The sequence below is a fragment of the Ignavibacteriota bacterium genome, assembly GCA_016716225.1.
Lineage (GTDB): Bacteria > Bacteroidota > Ignavibacteria > Ignavibacteriales > Melioribacteraceae.
In genome coordinates this window covers 737047-757629 of record JADJWT010000001.1, presented here as the reverse complement: position 1 = coordinate 757629, position 20583 = coordinate 737047, and the positions used below count along the sequence as shown (strand labels likewise).

At 29.6% G+C, this 20583-nt stretch carries 10 protein-coding genes; all 10 read left to right on the top strand.

From position 1 onward, the window contains the following. The first annotated feature begins 1 nt into the window (after position 1). The 10 genes from IPM32_03185 (at position 2) to IPM32_03140 (ending at position 20314) form a co-directional block, all read left to right on the top strand. Complete coding sequence (locus IPM32_03185; GenBank protein MBK8944254.1) at positions 2-1363, top strand: Coenzyme F420 hydrogenase/dehydrogenase, beta subunit C-terminal domain; 1362 nt, start codon at positions 2-4, stop codon at positions 1361-1363. Positions 1364-1366: 3 nt separating this feature from the next. Beyond that, entirely contained in the window at positions 1367-2122 is a 756-nt protein-coding gene (locus IPM32_03180; GenBank protein ID MBK8944253.1) for an acyltransferase, read from the top strand. Between the two features lie 7 nt (positions 2123-2129). Continuing rightward, a complete protein-coding gene (locus IPM32_03175; protein ID MBK8944252.1) occupies positions 2130-3134 on the top strand; it encodes a flippase-like domain-containing protein in 1005 nt (334 codons plus the stop codon). 122 nt (positions 3135-3256) lie between these two features. Then, on the top strand, positions 3257-6085 hold the full coding sequence (locus tag IPM32_03170) for a T9SS type A sorting domain-containing protein (protein MBK8944251.1): 2829 nt from the start codon (positions 3257-3259) through the stop codon (positions 6083-6085). Positions 6086-6252: 167 nt separating this feature from the next. Next, positions 6253-9648: a T9SS type A sorting domain-containing protein gene (locus tag IPM32_03165; GenBank protein ID MBK8944250.1), complete on the top strand. Its 3396-nt coding sequence runs from the start codon at positions 6253-6255 to the stop codon at positions 9646-9648. A 53-nt stretch (positions 9649-9701) separates the two neighbouring features. Next, complete coding sequence (locus IPM32_03160; GenBank protein ID MBK8944249.1) at positions 9702-11525, top strand: hypothetical protein; 1824 nt, start codon at positions 9702-9704, stop codon at positions 11523-11525. A gap of 10 nt (positions 11526-11535) precedes the next feature. After that, positions 11536-13086, top strand: coding sequence for a glycosyltransferase family 39 protein (locus IPM32_03155; protein MBK8944248.1), 1551 nt, complete (start codon positions 11536-11538; stop codon positions 13084-13086). A 19-nt stretch (positions 13087-13105) separates the two neighbouring features. Next, positions 13106-14245: a bifunctional glycosyltransferase family 2/GtrA family protein gene (locus IPM32_03150; protein ID MBK8944247.1), complete on the top strand. Its 1140-nt coding sequence runs from the start codon at positions 13106-13108 to the stop codon at positions 14243-14245. A gap of 462 nt (positions 14246-14707) precedes the next feature. Then, positions 14708-17707 (top strand): VCBS repeat-containing protein, encoded by a 3000-nt coding sequence (locus IPM32_03145; protein MBK8944246.1) that lies wholly within the window; start codon positions 14708-14710, stop codon positions 17705-17707. Positions 17708-18091: 384 nt separating this feature from the next. Then, on the top strand, positions 18092-20314 hold the full coding sequence (locus tag IPM32_03140; protein ID MBK8944245.1) for a T9SS type A sorting domain-containing protein: 2223 nt from the start codon (positions 18092-18094) through the stop codon (positions 20312-20314). Positions 20315-20583 lie beyond the last annotated feature (269 nt).

Genomic DNA, 20583 nt, shown 5'->3' with positions numbered 1-20583 from the left:
GATGCAAGATTCAAATCCTAATTTTGTTGATGGAAATTCTTTAAAGAAAATTGATAAGAAGAAATTAAGCATCGCATTTACAAATAAAAATCTTTGCACAAGAAGCGGAACATGTGTAGGTGCATGTCCCGAAAAAGCTTTAGTAATTGGAAAAGATTTTTATCCGGAAATTAACGAAGATTTATGTACATCTTGTGGAATTTGTGCAGATATTTGTCCCGGTGAAAAAGTTAACTTTAAAGAATTAACAGAGATTACTTTCGGACATTCAAATGATGCTGATACTTTTGATGGCGAAGTAATAAAAACTGTAGTTGGATATTCCAGTGATAATAGAATTAGAGGTGGTGGTGCTGGCGGTGGCGTAATTACCGGTTTACTTTGGGATTTACTAAAAAGAAAAGTTGTAGACGGGTGTATTGTAACAAGAATGAATCCAAATAAACCATATTACGGTGAAGTATATATTGCTAGAACATATGAAGAATTATTGGAAAGTCAGCAATCAAAATATATTGTAATTCCCGTCAATGAAGTATTTAAGGAAATAAGAGATTTGCCCGGAAAGTATGCAATGGCAGCTTTACCTTGTCAAATACATGGTATAAGATTAATGGAAAAAATTAAAGATCCAGTTGTTCAAAAAATAGAATTGGTAATTGGTTTATTTTGTGCAGCAGCTATGGAACCATTTGTTGCTTTAGAAATGATGGAAATGAAAAATGTTGATCCAAATGATATTACGACATTTAATTTTAGAGAAGGCTCTTGGCCTGGACATATAAGAGCAACGTTAAAATCAGGTGAAAAAGTTAATATGCATTATTCAAATTTTAAAGATGGTGCAATTAATTACATGACACAATTATACAGTCCGTTTAGATGCCAAACATGTATTGATGGATCTTCGGAATTTTCTGATATTTCCGTCAGCGATGCATGGACAAGAGACGAAACCGGAAAATATATTTTTGAATCTCAATCCAAAATGTTGATTAGAACTGAAAAAGGTTTAAGAGCATTAAACAATGCGGTTGCAGCTGGTTCTTTGGTTGTTGAAGATGTAACAAAAAATAAAAATTATCAAACGCATAAATTGCATAGACGCAAAAAAGGTCTTAAAACTCCGTTACGTGTCGAAAGATTAAAAGCTAAAGGAATTCCGGTTCCAATTTATGATAGAGCAGTTCCTAAACCTACATTGCGTGAAAGTTTTGAAGAAAGATTGGAAACATTTGTAATGATGTGTGGACATCATAGAATTATTAGATATCCTTTATACAAATTTCTAACATCCAAATGGGGCGTTCCTTTCATAAAATTAAGACAATATAATAAAAGTAAAAAATATAGAAGAAAATAGAGTATGGAAGTCCAACAAAAAGAAGAACATAATTTAAATTTTCACTCATTTATTGATGATAAAAAAACTTCTCGGTTAGGAAAATACCAAGATATTGTTATTGGTAATAGGAACATTATCGATTTATTTTTATATGAATTATTTACTTTTTTATTTGCGAATATGTTCGGTTTGTTGGGGTTATTATTCCGACAATTAACATATCCAAAACTTTTTAAAAAGTTAGGTAAAAAAACCACAATTGGAAATAGTGTAAGTTTTAAACAAGCAAAGAAAATATCAATAGAAAAAGGGTGTATTATCGATGATTTGGTTAACCTAAGTGTAAGAGGTTCAGAAACATCAGCAATAAAAATTAATGAAAAAAATTTTGTTGGAAGGGCAACTGAAATTAAAGTAAGAGAAGGCGAAATTAAAATAGATAGTTTTTCGAGTATTGGAAGCAATTGCAGAATTTCTATTGCAAACGGAAATATTGAAATTGGGAAGTATGTTTTTATTGCAGCATACTGCTACATTGGTGGTGGAAATCATAAAACAGATAGAATTGATATTCCAATTGCTCATCAAGGTTTTGATAGTAAGGGTGGTGTGTACATTGGGGATGATGTTTGGATTGGCGCAAATAGTGTAATTGCTGATGGTGTAAAAATTGGAAAAGGATCAATAATTGGCGCTTGTTCATTTGTAAATAAAGATGTACCGGAATATTCAATTGTATTTGGAATTCCCGCAAAAGTTCATAAATCAAGAATTTAATTTTTAGATGAAAAAATTTATCACTTCCACTTTCAGAATAGTTTTTACACTTTTTCTAATTTATTTTGCATTATACAAAGCGGGTATTTTAAATTCCGAAGGAAGAGAAAAATTTGTTAATCTTTTAAAAAATGTAAACTTTTTTTATGTTTTTGCAGCTTTGTTTATAACCTTTCTATTAAATTTATCAAGTGCAATTAAATGGAAAATGCTTTTAGATTCGCGAAGTATTAAAGTTTCATTATCGCGGATTTATGCATATTACAATATTGGTAAATTTTTTAATTTAATATTGCCAACAAGTATGGGCGGAGATGTTGTTAGAATTTTTCAACTAGGAAAATTTACCGGTAAAAAACACACAGCAGCTGCTTCGGTAATAGTTGAAAGATTTACTGGATTAGTTACTTTAATTATATTTGCAATAATTGCAGTTATAGTTAATATACAAAAATTTAATCATGATTGGTTAACTATTTCTTTGGGAATTGGAGCAATTGGACTAACTTTTGTTGCTTGGTTGGTTATAAGCGAAAATTCATATAAATTATTGATAAAATTTTTTGGTGAAAAAAATAAATTTATAAATAAATTTATTAGCAAAATCGATAAACTTAGAAAACCAGTGTTAGAATACAAAAATGATAAAAATGCAATAATTTGGGCGATGGTTAATTCTGTATTATTTCAACTACTTGCTATTTTAAATGTTTGGTTAAGTTCATTAGCATTTAGTAATGAAATTGATTTAATTACTTGTTTTGTAGCCGTACCGGTAATTATGTTTATTATGAATATTCCATTTTCTATTGGCGGAATTGGTTTAATGGAATTTGGATATGTCTTTACTTTTTCGTTATTTTCTATATCACCTTCTTTATCGCTTTCCACAGCTTTGTTAATTAGAGCAAAGGGTATAATAGATGCAATTGTTGGTGGAATATTAAATATTTTTATAAATAAAAATGGTTCAGTTGTAGAAGAAATACAAAACTCAAAAATTAATATCTAAAGGCTATCTTGACAAGCAAATTGAAACAATTTAAATTCCTATTTTTAATTTTACTTTTTCAGATTTTAAGTTATTATCATGCCCAAAACGTTAATTTAATATCTCCAAATGGAAATGAAATTTTGTACCCTGATTCAAGATATAGTATTACTTGGAATTCAAATGATGTCAAGTCTTTATCATTATATTATACCTTTGATGATGCAACTTGGACAAAAATTGATCATAAGATAAATTCCGTTTTAAGATCATATAGTTGGAAAGTTCCTCAAATAAATAAGCCTATAAAAATCAAAATTTCTGCTGATGAAAACGAAGAAATTTTTGATATTTCAGACAATTTTGTTTTTGTTAACAACGACTTACATAATAATATTTTTTCATTTCAAAAAAAGACAATTGATCCAGTAAGAATACTACCGCTCGGGAACTCAATCACTTTTGACAACAGAAGTAAAGATACAAGAGTTGTAGAAGATAAAATTGGTTATAGATTTCCGTTATTTAATTTGCTACACAATAAAGGATATTCTTTTGAGTTTATTGGAAGTGAACATGCAGGTTCCAACTTTTTTTCAAATGATGAAAATGCCGGATTTCCTGGAATAAGATCTTCTGAATTAGCTAATTTATTAATTACCGGAAGAAGATATCAACCTTTTTACTCAATTGACCAACAAATTACTCCAGGTCCATATTTAGAAACATATAATCCAAATATTATTTTAATTCATATTGGAACAAACAATAATGATAATCCTGTTGATGGTACAATTCCGGATTATATGGAACAAATTCTGGATGAAATTGATCGTTATGAGCAAGATAATGATGTTGATGTAATTGTAATATTGGCAAGAATTATTGATCGTGTACCAAATGAGAATTATGTAACCGCATTGAATAATAATGTGGTTGAAATGGCATTAGATAGAGTAAACAATCCCCTAAATAACGCATATCCTGATAGAATAATTGTTGTGGATATGGAAAGTGGTGCCGATATTGATTATGTAATAGATTCTATGGGAACAATTGGAAATGGAATCTTTGGTGATATGAACGATGCGTTACATCCAAACGACAAAGGATATCAAAAAATGGCCAATGTATGGTTTGAAGCATTAGATTCAATACTTGATACTCCAATTATTATAAATAAACAACCATCAACAAAATTTGTTATAGAAGGTGAAACCGTAGAATTTATAATATCTGCTACCAGCTTAACACCTATTACTTATCAGTGGAAAAAAAATGGAATTGATTTAGTTGGAGAAAATGATTCGATACTTATCCTAGAAAATGTTAAAGATGATTTAAATAACTCAGTATATACTTGTCAAGTTACATCTTGGGGTAAGTCAATTGAATCGAACCAAGGTTTATTAATTGTAACCAATTCTAATTCGAGAGTTTCTTCAAATATTCTAACTTTTTACGAATTTAATGAAGGTACTGGGAAATTAGTGCATGATAGAGTTACAGAAAATTTACCATTAAATCTGGAAATTAATTCAATCGGAAGTTATGAATGGTTTTATAATTCACTCAAAATTTCTGAAAGTACAATTATTCAATCTGAAAATAAACCTAAAAAACTTTATGATTCTTTAATTAATTCAAATGAAATAACCGTTGAACTTTGGTTAAAACCAGAAAGCACTATTCAAAATGGTCCAGCTAGGATTATTACATTTTCGCCAAGTAGGTTTGAAAGAAATTTCGGGCTTTTACAGAATGGAAATAGATATGAATTTAGACTAAGGACAAGTTCAACAGACAACAATGGAATTCCCTCGTTAATTTCTAACGCTGAAACAGTAACAACAAATTTGACTCATTTTCTATACACATTTTCAGACAATGATACTGCAAAAATGTATATAAATGGTGTTCTTCAAAAAGAAATGCATTTAAGTGGCGTGTTTAATAATTGGGATTCAACGTATTTGTTTGGGATAGCTAATGAGTTTAATGATAGTAAACCATGGTTAGGCACATATTATTTAATTGCAATTTATAATCGTGCATTAAATGAAAATGAAATTCAGCATAATTTTTCTAAAGGAGTTTCACACTTCACAAATATTAATGCACCAACAAATCTTATTGTTGAAGTAAATCAACAAGAGAAAATTAATTTAACATGGGTTGATAATTCTTCAAATGAAATAGGGTATAAAATTCTCAGAAAAGAAAGCTATCAACAAAATTTTGAATTTATTGATTCTGTTTTATCAAATGTATCTGTATATACGGATAATAGCGCTGAAGAAGGTAAAAAATACAGTTATTGTGTTGTTGCATTTAATAATTTTGGAATAAGCGAATCTTCAAACATTAGTGGTATTTTTAAGAAATTGAATAATCCAACTGATCTTACAGCAATTATAAATGATCAAAATTTTGTTGAATTAAGTTGGCAAGATCAATCTCAATCAGAATTGGGTTTTATTATAGAAAGTAAACCAGCAATTCAAGATTCAAATTATAAAGTTATTGGAACTGTTAATTCTAATACAGTAAATTATATTGATACTGTACCAAAGTTTATTTCTCCGTATTATTATAGAGTTTATGCATTTACAAATGATACTATTTCACAATATAGTAACGAATATCTTATAAATGTTGTTGATGTTAAATCTGATAAAGTAGAATTTTCCACGGATTATGAACTTTTTCAGAATTTTCCAAATCCATTCAATCCTACCACAAATATTACATATAATCTTTTAGAAGAATCAACTGTTAAGTTGGAATTATATGACATACTTGGACAAAAAGTATTCGAGTTAGTAAATGAAGTTCAGAAACAAGGAAAATATGAATTTTTATTTAATGCATCAAATCTAAGTTCAGGGACTTACTTATACAAACTTAATGCAACTTCTACATCTACTGGCAAGGTTTTTGAAGACTTCAGGAAGTTAATTTTAATCAAATAAGTTAAAAACACATTCCAATTAAAGTTCGATTAAAAATAGACGATTATTATATATTGATATGTATTATTATGAGAAATGTAATATCTTTATAATACATTTTTAAATTGATTGAAAGTTTAACTAATAAATAAAGAAATAATTTTTTTAACAAACCTAGGAGAGAGTTAATGAAAAAAGTTGTAATATTTTTAATGATAATTTTTTTTACGGGAGTTGAAGCAATATTTTCTCAAATTCCGGTAGTTTCTTCACCAAATAATCAACAAGTTATTGAGGGAGAAACAGCTTCTTTTTCAATATCTGTTATTGGTGGTTTGGCACCATTTACATATCAATGGCAAGCTACATTTGATCAGAATGCTGCAAATTTTGCAAATATACCTGGTGCTACAAATTTATCATATACAACATCACCAACTACTTTGTCAATGGATGGTGGTTGGTATAGATGTGCTGTAACTAACGATTCCGGAACAACTTATTCAAATTATGCTGTTTTATTTGTTGATCCAATTGTTAGTCCAACAATAACATCACATCCAATGAATCAGAATATTTTCATTGGAGAAACAGCAACATTTAGTGTAACAGCTTCCGGAACACCTCCATTGCAATATCAATGGTATGCAAACAATGTTTTGATTCCCGGAGCAACATCTTCAAGTTACACTACAGAGCCAATTAATGATATTGCATTTAATGGAACGACTATTTACTGTAAAGTAACAAATAATGGTGGTACCGCCCAAAGTAATTCAGCTACCTTAAGTGTATCTTATGAAAATTCAAGAATAACTAACGGTCTACAAGTACTTTACAACTTTAAAGAAGGCTCAGGTGATATTGTTTATGACGAATCAGGAGTTGGTACACCTTTGAATCTGACAATTAGTAATCCGACAAATGTTGTATGGACAGAAAAAGGTTTAAATGTTTATACAGAAAATAGAATAAAATCATCAACAATTGCTACAAAAGTAACAAATGCTTGTGTTGCTTCCAACGAAATGACTTTTGAAGCTTGGTTTATACCTTCAAATATGGTACAAAGAAGTGTGTATGCAAGAATTATGACAATGACAAACACAAGTAAATCAACATCGAATATTAAATTAGATCAATTTGGAACAAATTATAATTTTCATGTAAGAACAACATCCACAGGTTTAAATGGTGAAGAAATTACAAACACAGAGAATGATCAAGAATTAATTCATTATGTCGCGACAAAGGACGTTTCCGGAAATGTTAATATTTACATAAATGGAACTAAAGTTGTTACTGAAGTAGTATCTGGTAGTTTTTCGAACTGGGATCCAAGTTATTATCTTTATTTGGGGAGTGATGCAGAAAATAATGTTTATTGGCAAGGTACTTTTTATTTAACTGCAATTTATAGCAAAGCCCTAAACCAATCAGAAATTAATCAAAATTATTTTTATGGTGTAGATTATGATAATTTCCCGTTGATAACTTCACAGCCTCAGGATGCGATTCTCAAACCCACAGGTCAAACGGCAACTTTTTCTGTTACGGCAATAGGAAACGCACCATTAACATATCAATGGTATAGAAATAACTCTGCTTTATCAGGTGCAACAAGTTCTTCTTATACTACACCGGTTTTAACACTTGGATTTAATAATAACACTTATAAATGTATTATTACAGGACCTGATGGTTCAGTAGAAAGTAATTCAGCTCTTTTAACTGTAGCTGAACCAAATTCAAGAATAACTCAAGATATAATTGCTCAATATACTTTTACCGAAGGTGCAGGTTCTATTATTCATGATGTTTCTGGAGTTGGTACCCCAATTGACTTAGTAATTAGTACTCCGGAAGCTGTTAATTGGATTCAAAATGGTCTGGAAATAAATTCGGAAGCAAATATTCTATCAGCTAATGCTGCCTCAAAAATTTATGATATGTGTACAACAACTAATCAATTAACAATTGAAACTTGGATTAAACCAGCAAACACTACACAAAATTATCCATCAAGAATAGTAACTTATTCGCAAGATGGTTCTGCAAGAAATGTTTCACTTTCTCAAGAAGCAGATCAATATTCCGGCAGGTTAAGAACTTCAAATACAACAGTAAATGCTTCACCTTTTGTTGTTTCAACTAATTCACCTGTGGAAGCAAAACCTCAGCATGTAGTATATGTATTTAGAGAAGATGGTGTTGCAATAATTTTTGTAAATGGTATTGAAAAAGTTAGAAAAACAATTGGCGGAGATTTTTCAACTTGGTCCAATTCTTTCAGATTAGGTATTGCAAATGAAGTAATTGATTCAAGGCCTTGGCTTGGTACATTTAATTATTTAGCAATTTTTAATCGACGCTTAACCTCTGAGGAGGTTTTACATAATTACAATACTGGACCATTTGGGGTTGAAGTTGGGGTAAACGCACCTTCTGAATTATTAGCTTCAGCTACAGAAGTTGGCAAAGTTACATTAAATTGGGTTGATAACGCTTCAAATGAAGATAAATATATAGTTGAAAGAAGTGAAGTCTTGCCACCAGTTTGGGCAGAAATTTCTATAGTTGAAAAGAACTCAACCAGCTATACTGATATTAGTATATTGGAAGGAAAGAACTATACCTACAGAGTCAAAGTTTCAAATTCTTTCTTAGGGATTGATACAATTTACAGTAATGAGTCTTCAGTAATTTCTTTAATAAAAAATCCAAATAGTTTAGTTGGAAAAGCTGACCAACTCGGTCAAATAAATCTTACTTGGAAAGATAATTCAAACGGTGAATCAGGATTTATTATTGAAAGGGCCATGGGTGAAGAAGAACCTTTTGTTTATACTGAAATCGGAACTGTTGGACCAAATATTACAACTTATGATGATTTCGGAATTGAAGAAGGTGTGATTTATGCATATAGAATAAAAGCATATACAGAGTATATAACATCAGCTGCAAGTAATGTTATGAGTATTAGAAGCAAAGCTTCATTTATCGAAGCGCCGACTGATTTATCAATAGAATTGAATTCTAGCGGTCACCCAATATTAAGTTGGTTTGATAATGCATTTAATGAAAATGGATATATTATTGAAAGAAGAATTGCAATTGTTGGATCAAATTTTGTAACTGTCGATTCTGTTGATATTGATGTAACTACTTATACAGATAGTAATGTTAATGATAGTACTTCTTATGTATATAGGGTTTTTGCATTTAATGATGAATATATTTCGGATAAGAGTTCTGAAGTAATTATCGATGTATTAGTTGGTGTTGATGAGATAAATAATTTACCAGATGAATTTTGTTTATTACAAAATTATCCCAATCCGTTTAACCCATCAACAACATTTGCATTTATGCTTCCAGAAGCATCAAATGTTTCATTAGTTATTTATAATCTCATTGGGCAGAAAATTAAAATTGTTACTGAAAGAAATTTTTCTGCAGGCAGACAGGAAATAAATTTTAATGCAAGTGATCTTACTTCTGGAATATACTTATATTCGTTAAAAGCAATTTCCAATTCCGGTGAAAAGTTTGTACAAACAAAGAAATTTATATTATTAAAGTAACTTAATAGTTAAAGAATCCGGTTTTAAACCGGATTCTTTTTAATAAGGAAAAAATGCGCAATTTAAAAGTTATACTTTTTTTTATTTCAAGTGTATTAATTTTTCTTTCGTGTCAGAATCAAGATGTAATTAAAGAAAGAATCCCGTATAAGGAAGAAATAAATTCCAAAATAAACCGTGGAATTGTTGTATTTGCAAAAAATGAAACTATAAATTTTATCAGTTGGCGGAAATTAGTTAATGATGTTGAAAACCAAACCTATTTTTTATGGAGAAAAACATCTGAATCTGAAGATGAAATAAGTAAAATTGCAGAGTTAAGTTCAACATTTTTTTATGATAGTATAAATACTAGTAAAAATGTTTATTATGGAATTTCAACATCGATGAACGAAGTACCAACTTCATTCGAAAGGGCTAATATAAGAGATACAAATAATTATGATGCTCTAATATTTAATTTAGATGTTGATTATAAACAGGTCCACGTTGTTACTGGTGATTTAAATGGTGATGGAGAATTAGAATTATTAATAGACTATTCTAAAATGCCAGCAGTTGATCCTTTTGAGAAAGCTTGGCAAATATCTACTGATTCCTATCACTTAATCGCATTCACAAAATATGGCGAAAAGCTTTGGGAAAAGGATTTAGGCTTTGGTATTGAAGCCGGAAAAAATTATTCGCCAATAATTTTGTGGGATTTAGATGGAGATAGTAAAAGTGAAGTAATTTTAAAGACAAACAAATCATCAGATCCAAGAGATTATAGCAAAGAATATTTATCTATACTTAACGGAGAAAATGGAAAATTAATTAGAGAAACAAGATGGCCAAATCCAGCATCGGAAAATTATAACAGTAATAGTAGAAATTACTTGGCAATTGCTCACATAGATGGTGTTAATCCATCCATAATAGTTGGAAGAGGATTATATTTTACTCAGATTATTTGTGAATATGATTTATTCTTAAATAAAAAATGGGAAAGAATCTTAGGTAAAGATATTCCACAAAAATTTGAAAATAAATATTTACAAAAAATATGGAAGTTATTTTTCAATGATGAATCAAGGGGTTCTCACAGTTTACCTATAGCTGATGTTGATGAAAATGGAACTGAAGAAATTTTTTGGGGTGAACATGTTATAACCAGTAATGGTGAAGACTTATGGAAAGTTGAAGAAAAAATTCCGTACTCAGGTCATTTAGATATTGTTTTTCCTGCAGATTTAATAAAAGAAAAACCTGGTTTAGAAACTTATTATTGTAGAGAGGGCTGGGGAGGAAAAATGGATAATATAGGTATGCATGTAGTTGATAAAAATGGTAAAATAATTTGGGCAAATTGGGGTTACACACATATAGATGGCGGATGGGCGGCTAAGGTAATTCCAAATTCAAAAGCAACGCAATTTTTTGCTTATGATGTTCAACAAAAAAATTGGAAACCTGGTGAACATTCATTCCAAGATCCAAATCAAATATTATTTGATATAAACGGAAAAAAAATATCAAATCATGATACTTCTTGGATCGGAAGTTTTACTATAGATTGGGAAGGGGACGGAATAAAAGAAATTTGTACAAAAGATGGTGAATTAAAAAGGTACAATGATGAATTAATTTTATTGTTAAAAAAAGGGATTTTATGGGCTGGTGATTTATGGGGAGATCACAGAGAAGAAATAGTTTATGCTCCACAAGATAGGAGAGTTTATATTATTTTCAATACATCAAAGTTAAATAATAAACCTCAGATTACTAAATTAGCTGATAGACAATATAAAAACGATTTGTCAAGAACATCCATGGCATTTAATGTTATTCCAACAGAGTGTGGTTATATTCCTACAAAAACAAATAAGAAAAAATGAGTTAAAATGTATGAATAATAATGTAGAAAATATTGATAATATCATAATAAAAATAAAGAGAAGTTTACGTACATATTTTAGTTCAAAAAATGAGGAAAAAATTGCCTTTTTTTTGATTTTTCTTGGGATCGTTTTTAGATTATCTCAATTTTTATTTAATCGTTCTCTTTGGCCGGATGAATCATCTTTAGCATTAAATATAGTTGAAAGAGACTATTTAGAATTTTTGAAACCTCTAGATTATCATCAAGGGGCACCTTTTGGTTTTTTAATTATTGTTAAATTTTTTATAAATACATTTGGAAACACGGATTTAATTTTAAGATTATTTCCTTTTATTACTTCAATAGTAGGTCTCTTTTTATTTTATAAAGTGGCAAAATACAACTTAACGAATAGAGCAACCATAATTGCCCTTGGATTGTTTACTTTTTCTGATCCATTAATATACTATGCATCAGAAATTAAACAATACTCAAATGATGTTACAGCAATGTTATTAGTTTTATTGGCAGCTTACAAAGTAATTGAGAAAAATAAATTAGGAAGTTATTTTGTTTTTGCATTTACCGGAGCAATTCTTTTATGGTTTTCACATCCTACAATGTTTATGCTTGCTGGTTCCGGTATTGCTTTAGGTATTTTTTATTTAACTAATGGCGAAAAAAAATCACTTAAAACACTAGTATTTACAGTAGGTTTTTGGTTATTGAGCTTCGCATTTTTCTACTTGGTTTCTCTTAAATATCTTGCTCATGATACGTATATGGAAGGATTTTGGCAATTGTCATTTTTCCCCAGAAATCCTTTTTCTAGTAAAATAGATTTCATTAGTTGGTATTTAGAAAGACCATTTAAAATTTTTGAACATCCTGTTGGTCTATATTTTACTGGTTTAGGAGTAATAACCTTCATTTTAGGTTCTTTAGAGTTCTATAAATCAAGGAAGTTAAAATTCACAATTATTATTTTTCCTTTAATAGTTACAATTGCAGCATCATTTATGAGAAAATATCCTTTTAATCACAGACTAATATTGTTTTTAGTTCCAATCTTTTTAATGATGATTGCTAATGGAGTTTCACTTTTATTTGACAAAAAATATATCAGTTCAAAAAATCTTGGTATACTAGTTTTATTTCTTCTATTTCTTCATCCAGTGATAAACAGTTTTAGAAAATTAAATACTCCAAGAACAAGAGATGAAATAAAACTTGCTATTGAATTCTTAAAAGAAAATAGAAAAAAAGGTGACACGATTTATCTTTACAATTTAGCTGAAACAGGTTTTAAATATTATTCAAAACAATATGGTTTTTCCGAAGAAGAATATATTGTTGGACATTACTATAAAGGTAAATGGGATGATGCAGAAAAGTATTTAGGGACAAAAAGATTTTGGATATTTTTTACTCATATTTCCCCTTATCACCCACATGCCAAAGAATTCTACTTGTCATTTTTAAAGGAAAATGGAAAAGAGTTAAAATCATTTTCTGCTGATGGAGCATCAGTTTACTTATATGATTTAAGTCAAAAAAATAGTCAACAAAACAAATAATTTTTCTTATTGAGGTAGAATGAAATCAGATCAATTAGTACTTAATACTAAATTTACTATTGTGATGCCGTGCTATAATGAAGAAAGAACGTTAGAAAAAAGTGTGGCAAGAGTAAGAGATATTGCCGACGAAAACCTAAAACTTGAAATAATAATTGTTGATGATTGTTCTAAAGATAATAGTTACAATATTGCAAGCAATTTAGCAACAAAATATTCGGATGTTAAAGTTGTAAAACATGAAAAGAACCAAGGTAAAGGAGCTGCTTTAAGAACGGGTTTCAAATATGCAACTGGAGAATTCGTAGCAGTTCAAGATGCAGATCTTGAATATGATCCAATGGATTTGAGGAAATTATTGGTCCCTCTAATAAATGGAGATGCTGATGTTGTTTTAGGCTCAAGGTTTTTATCTGGTGGTACACATAGGGTTTTATACTTCTGGCATTCTTTGGGTAATAAATTTCTTACAATGCTATCTAATATGTTTTCTGATTTAAATCTTAGTGATATGGAAACATGCTATAAGGTATTTAAGCGTGATGTAATTCAGAGTATTAATATTGAAGAAAATAGATTTGGTTTTGAACCGGAAATTGTTGCAAAAATAGCTCAAAGAAGGTTAAGAATTTTTGAAATGGGCATATCATATTATGGAAGGACTTACGAAGAAGGGAAAAAAATTGGCGCAAAAGATGGGTTTAGAGCCCTATATTGTATTTTTAGGTACAATGCTAATAAGGCTCCTGTTCCAATTCAATTCCTTTTTTATTTACTAATTGGCGGCACAGCAGCGTTAGTAAATTTATTTGTGTTTTTGGCTTTATTTAATTCAAACTTTTTGATTGAATTATCTGCTCCAATTGCATTTGTTCTTGCTGCAGCTGTTAACTATTATTTAAGTATAAAACTGTTATTTAGACATAAAGCAAAATGGAATGCTCCTACAGAATTATTAATGTATGTATTATTAGTAATTGTTGCTGGGTTATTTGATTTATATCTGACAAAATTTTTATTGAATATGAGTTTTAGCCCAGGTATTTCAAAACTAATTGCGACGGGAATAGGTTTTTTAATAAACTTTCTTGGTAGAAAATATATTGTATTTCCGGAAAAACCAAGTGGTCCATGGAAACCACAACAAATGGAAGTATAAACTTGTTATCCATCTCAGAAAGGATATTGACTATTATTTTGTATTTTTTTTAAATGTCATGAAAAAAATTAAATATATAATAATTATCGTTTTTATTTTACTTTTAAATATTGATTTTAATTCGAAATCAACTGTAAATTTTAAAAAAAGTAAAAATTCGGAAATTTATCCTCTTTCAACAATTTATTACAATGATGCAGAAACCAATAATTTAGAAACAAATTACAACTTATATTCCAACCCAACTTTAAATAACAATCTAATTTTTGAAAATTCTTTTATAAAAAGGAAATTATCTTCTCATAAAATATTTTTAAAGGACTTTAGAAGTATTAAGTTCTTAATGTCTTCCCAATTTTTATAATCAACTTCAAAAAGTTTACAAAAATAAATAATAGATAATTATTAATAAATATCTTATAACTTATAACTTATAACTTATAACTTGTAAAAAGGCAAATTATGAAAAACTTTAATAAAATCTTTATAATCTTGGTTTTTGTTCTAAACTTGGGAACTTTAGTTTTAGGTCAAACACAACGTGTTACAGATGACTTGCAAGTTCTGTACGATTTTTCAGAAACTTCCGGAACAACTGTAAATGACATTTCAAATGTTGGAGCGCCGTTAAATTTAGCTATAACAAATAGTAATCTTGTTACTTGGAAAAATCCTGGATTAAAAATAAATGGTGATATAAATGTAAAATCTTCTGTAGCTGCAACAAAAGTAATAAGCGCATGCAAAACAACAAATGAAGTTACATATGAAGCTTGGTTTATACCTCAAGATACAACAAGAGATGTTGTTTCAAGAATGCTAACTTTGACAAATAACAACATACATACAACAAATCTTAAATTTTGGCAATTAAAAAATGATTTTGGATTTCACTGCAGAACTTCAACATCGCCAGAAAATGGATATGAGTGGAAAATTTTTAATTTTGATGTAAAATTAACCCATTTTGTTTTTACACATAGAGCTGACGGTGTTATAAAATTATATTGGAATAACGAAATTGTTGCTCAAGATACAGTAACTGGAGATTTTTCTACATGGGATGATTCGTATTTTCTTTTTATAGGAAGTGACTACGGAACCTTTAGATATTGGTTGGGCACATTTTTTTTAAATGCTATATATAGTAAAGCTTTGACAGATGAACAAGTTGAACAGAATTACTTAGCCGGTCTTCAAGAATATGATTATCAAAATATCACAATAAATGATATTACAACAAGTAATCTTATAGGCGATGCTTACAATTCCGGAAAATATGGTGGACATGGAGTTATGTTTGCTGATGTGGATAATGATCAAGATCCAGATATGTACATTACTATGAATAATAGTGCTGCAATGGCTGATTTATTTTTTGAGAACAACGGCAGCGGAGTATTTACCGAAAAAGGTGTTGAAAGAGGAATTGACAATTTTGATACAAAAGGAAGCCATGGATGGGTTTGGGCTGATTTAGATAATGACGGAGATTATGATGGATGGAATGGATCCTATACAAAAAATATTCCATATATGAACAAAAATGATCAACTAGGTTATTTTGTTGATAAATTTAGTTTAAGTGGAATTGAAGATATAAATATGTCAACAAGAGGTGTTGCTGCCTTTGATTTTGATAATGATGGAGATTTAGATTTATTTGGAAATAGTTGGTATGCAACAAGTGAAGAAAATGAATTCTATAGAAACGACGGTGATTTCATATTTACAAGAATTGATAATGGACTGAGAGCAAAACGAGGAGACCAAGGCGTATGTGATGGAGATATAGATAATGATGGTGACATGGATTTGGTACTATGTGTATATCAAGGGAATTTAGATGGACGATGCGTTGAAATTATGGAAAACATTAATGGACAGTTTGTAAAATTAGAAAATACAGGTTTAGACTTATGTAATGCAAGTTATGATGGTGTTACTTTGTGGGACTTGGATAGTGATGGATTACTTGATATAGTTAGTGGTGAAAAAATATTTAAGAATAATGGAAATAAAACTTTTACGGAAGTCTCATATATTCCACAAGGAAGTACATATATTTATATGAGAGGTATAGCAGACTTAAATAATGATGGTTTTTGGGATTTAATTGTTCCTGGTGTTGGTACAGCTTTCATTAACAAAGGTGATATGACATTTCAAGAAATAAATTATAGTGTTGGTACAGTTAATGATCCTAGAACAGTTTCATTTGCTGATATAGATAATGATGGTGATGTGGATTTTGCATTGGGCCAGAAAAGAATATACAATAGGCTTTATAGAAATGATTATGGTGGTACAAACAAGTATTTAAAAGTTAAGCTAAAAACTGCAGACGGACAAATTGGTGCTTTTGGTGCAAAAGTATATTTATATTCAATAAATGGTGATTCTCTAATTAGTTTCAGACAAGCGCATAGCAATCAAGGATATCTATCTCAAGATGATCCTGTGTTACATTTTGGATGTGGACAGAGAGATCAAGTAAAATTAGTTGTTGTTTTTTTAAGTGGTCATTCCATAGAATATATCGTAAATACAAATCAAATAATAAGTATAAATGATTTTTATCCCGACATTACTCCGCCAGCAACTCCAATTTTACTTTCAACTTCTATAATTGGTGATGGTATAAAGTTAACATGGAAGAAAAACAACGAACAAGATTTAATGAATTACAATATATATCGTTCTTTAGATTCTACATTTACAAATGATTCCACAAATACATTTTTAGTGTCTACTATAGATACATTTTATACTGACTTTTCTCTTGAATATGGTAATAAGTATTTTTATGGAATTTCTGCAATCGATTCAACGGGAAATGAAAGCGAATTAAGTGAATTATTATCTGCTAGAGTAATTGATATAACATCTCCTTCAAAACCTAATGGATTTTCATTAGAAAAAGTAGATAATAAAGTTAAATTATTTTGGGATAAGAATAGCGAAAATGATATTCAACACTATATTATATATAGATCGTTTGAAAATAATTTCAATCCAGATACGATGAGTACATTCACTTACTCAACAACTGATACATTTTTTGTTGATTCAGATGTAAATTATAATGCGACTATTTATTATATTATTGCTGCGGTTGATATCCACGATAATACAAGTGAATTTAGTAATATTATCAGTGTAATTGTTACTGATTTAGATGAAATCTCTCAAATTCCTTTAACATTCGAACTTTATCAAAATTATCCAAATCCATTTAATCCTAGTACGATGATTAAGTTTAGTATAAAAGAAGAATCATTTGTAAATCTAAGTATTTTTAATATCCTTGGAGAAAATGTAAAGGTACTTTTAAACAAAAAAATGCGTTCCGGATTTTATGAAATGTCATTTAATGCATTAGATTTGAAAAGTGGCATTTATTTTTACAAGTTATCTACTGAAAATTTTACAGATATTAAAAAGATGATTTTACTTAAATAAAATATAAAATAAACTAAATTAACATAAAGGGTGTGAAAATTAAATATTTTCACACCCTTTTTATTTTATCAAATTCTATTCTTTGTAATAAAAATTCCTTTTTTCAATTTAAAAATGTTATATTAACTCAGCAACTTCGATAAAAATGTAAATATTTTTGTTATATAAAAAATTTTTTAAAATGTTGTGATATTAATCACAGCTTTTAAAAATAAAATAAATTTTTACCTTGTAACTTAAATCTTGTTTTTACTAAATTGGATTTAAATTTTGCAATAGTTTAAGGTACTAATAGTTTTTAAGAAATCCATTCGGATACCTCAGTTTTGCCACCTATTTCAATTGTAAAGTTGTATAATTTTTATTTATAAAAAAGGAGTTAAAATGGTAGTCAATCTAAAATCAAAAATTCGTTATATAAGTGTTCTAATTGTTTTATTTCTTCATACAATTTCTGCACAAACAACAGTTTTTGAAGATCCATTAACTGGGGGAACTTCTTATGGTACAGCGGTTGGTGGTTCATTTACATCAGAGGGATATAAACCTGGGGTTGGTACAGGTCATATTTTATATAAATTACCTTATCAAGTTCCAAATGGTTATATGGAATTTGAAATTAAAGGTTTTTCTGCTTCTGCGATTCAAGATGCTGAAGGAGATGCAGATAATGGAATTTTTGCTATGTACGATGGCCGAGGTATTTCAGAACCTATTCAATATTTCAACGACTTTAAAACAAATTTCTTTAGATGGAATTTCCATTATAGGCAGAATAGGGGAGCATATAAAAGTGTTTTACAATGCGCTGCTCCAACATCAAATAGACTTAATGCTTCAGTAGCGGTATTTGGTGTGAACAGTTCAGGCCTAATTGCAAAAGATTGGGGTGAAGAGCCAACAGGTAGTAATTATTCAACAAATACAACATCATGGTATAAAATTAGAGCTACTTGGCACAATAAAGAATTTTCAGTTTCAATCAATGGAACTGTTGTTTGGCAAGTAGAGGGACCATATGATTATGCACCAATAGATCATAAAATTTGGCTTGGTAGCGCACCAGGACATACTGATAAATACGTCAATTCTGTACCTGGTGTAGTTTATAGAAATCTTAAAGTTGTTACTTATGGTGGTTCAACAACTCCTGTTAACAGTTTAAGTATTAGTCCTTCAACACAGAATGTTGGATCAAGTGCTGGAAGTACAAATATTGCGGTTAGTTCAAATGTTAGCTGGAATGTTAGTGATGATGCTAGCTGGTTAACCATTGCTCCTACATCAGGAAGTAATAACGGAAATTTAAGTGCTTCATTTACAGCAAATACAGGTTCAAGTTCCAGAACAGCAACCGTAACAGTTTCAGGTGGTGGAATAACTAGAACTGCTACTATTACTCAGTCTGGCACATCAACAACTCCTGTTAACAGTTTAAGTATTAGTCCTTCAACACAGAATGTTGGATCAAGTGCTGGAAGTACAAATATTGCGGTTAGTTCAAATGTTAGCTGGAATGTTAGTGATGATGCTAGCTGGTTAACCATTGCTCCTACATCAGGAAGTAATAACGGAAATTTAAGTGCTTCATTTACAGCAAATACAGGTTCAAGTTCCAGAACAGCAACTGTAACAGTTTCAGGTGGTGGAATAACAAGAACTGCTACTATTACTCAGTCTGGTACAGGTGGTTCTACAGGTGGAAGTTTTATAAATGTTCCAGTTTCCTTAAATATTCCAAGTGATGCTGGCTCAATAGAAGTTAATGTTGAATCAAATATTGCTTGGACAGTTAAAGACAACACTGGAAGTCAAGGCAGCTGGATAACAAAAACTCCAAAGAATGGTACAGGAAATGGATCAGTTACAATGAAATATAAAGTAAATACTTCGGCTACTTCACGTACCGGAAATTTGATATTTTCAGGTGGGGGTATTACTAAGAGTATTTTAGTAACACAAGCTGGAACAGGTAGTAATAGTGGTGGAGGAAGCGGAAATTATATAGATGTTCCTTCTACAATAAATATTTCTGGTTCAGCAGGTTCATTTAACGTAAATGTAAGTTCAAATATTACCTGGTCAGTTAAGGATAATACAGGAATTGTTGGTGGATGGATTAGTAAATCGCCTAAAAACGGAACTGGTAATGGAGTGGTCACAGTTAGAGTTCATGCAAATTTAACTGGAAAATCAAGAAGTGGGAATTTAATTTTTTCTGGTGAAGGAATTACTAAAACAATTACTATAAATCAGTCTGCAAGTGGTGTTTTAGCTAAATCAAATGGTGAAACACCAGAAGCCGATTTCAGTAACTTAGTTTTAGAAGAAGTAAAAGAAATACCAAATAAATTTTCCGTTGGCAATTATCCTAATCCTTTTAACCCAACCACAACAATACAATTTTCATTACCTGTTGCTGGTTACACTGAATTAGCAGTATATAATTCTTTGGGACAAATTGTTGAACAATTAATATCTGAGTACAAAACAGAAGGAACTTATAATGTAACTTTTAATGCTTCAAAGCTTTCTTCAGGAATTTATTTTTACACAATACGTTCAGGTAAGTTCGTTAAAACTAGTAAAATGATTTTACTTGAATAGATAGGTTTCACATGACAAATAAAAAACCCACTTATGGTGGGTTTTTTTATATCTTTTGAAAAGATTAATTTTTTGTAAAAATTATCAGATTATAATTTCAGTACTATCAAACTCTTACTTTGACCTGCGTTTTGTACACTTACAAATTTATATTTAATTATTATTTTTAAAATGTGATTTTTAGCAATTTATTTCTTATTTACTCCATTTTATTTACATTTAACAAAATTTGAATACAATAAAATATTCACTACTAATAGTTTGTAACA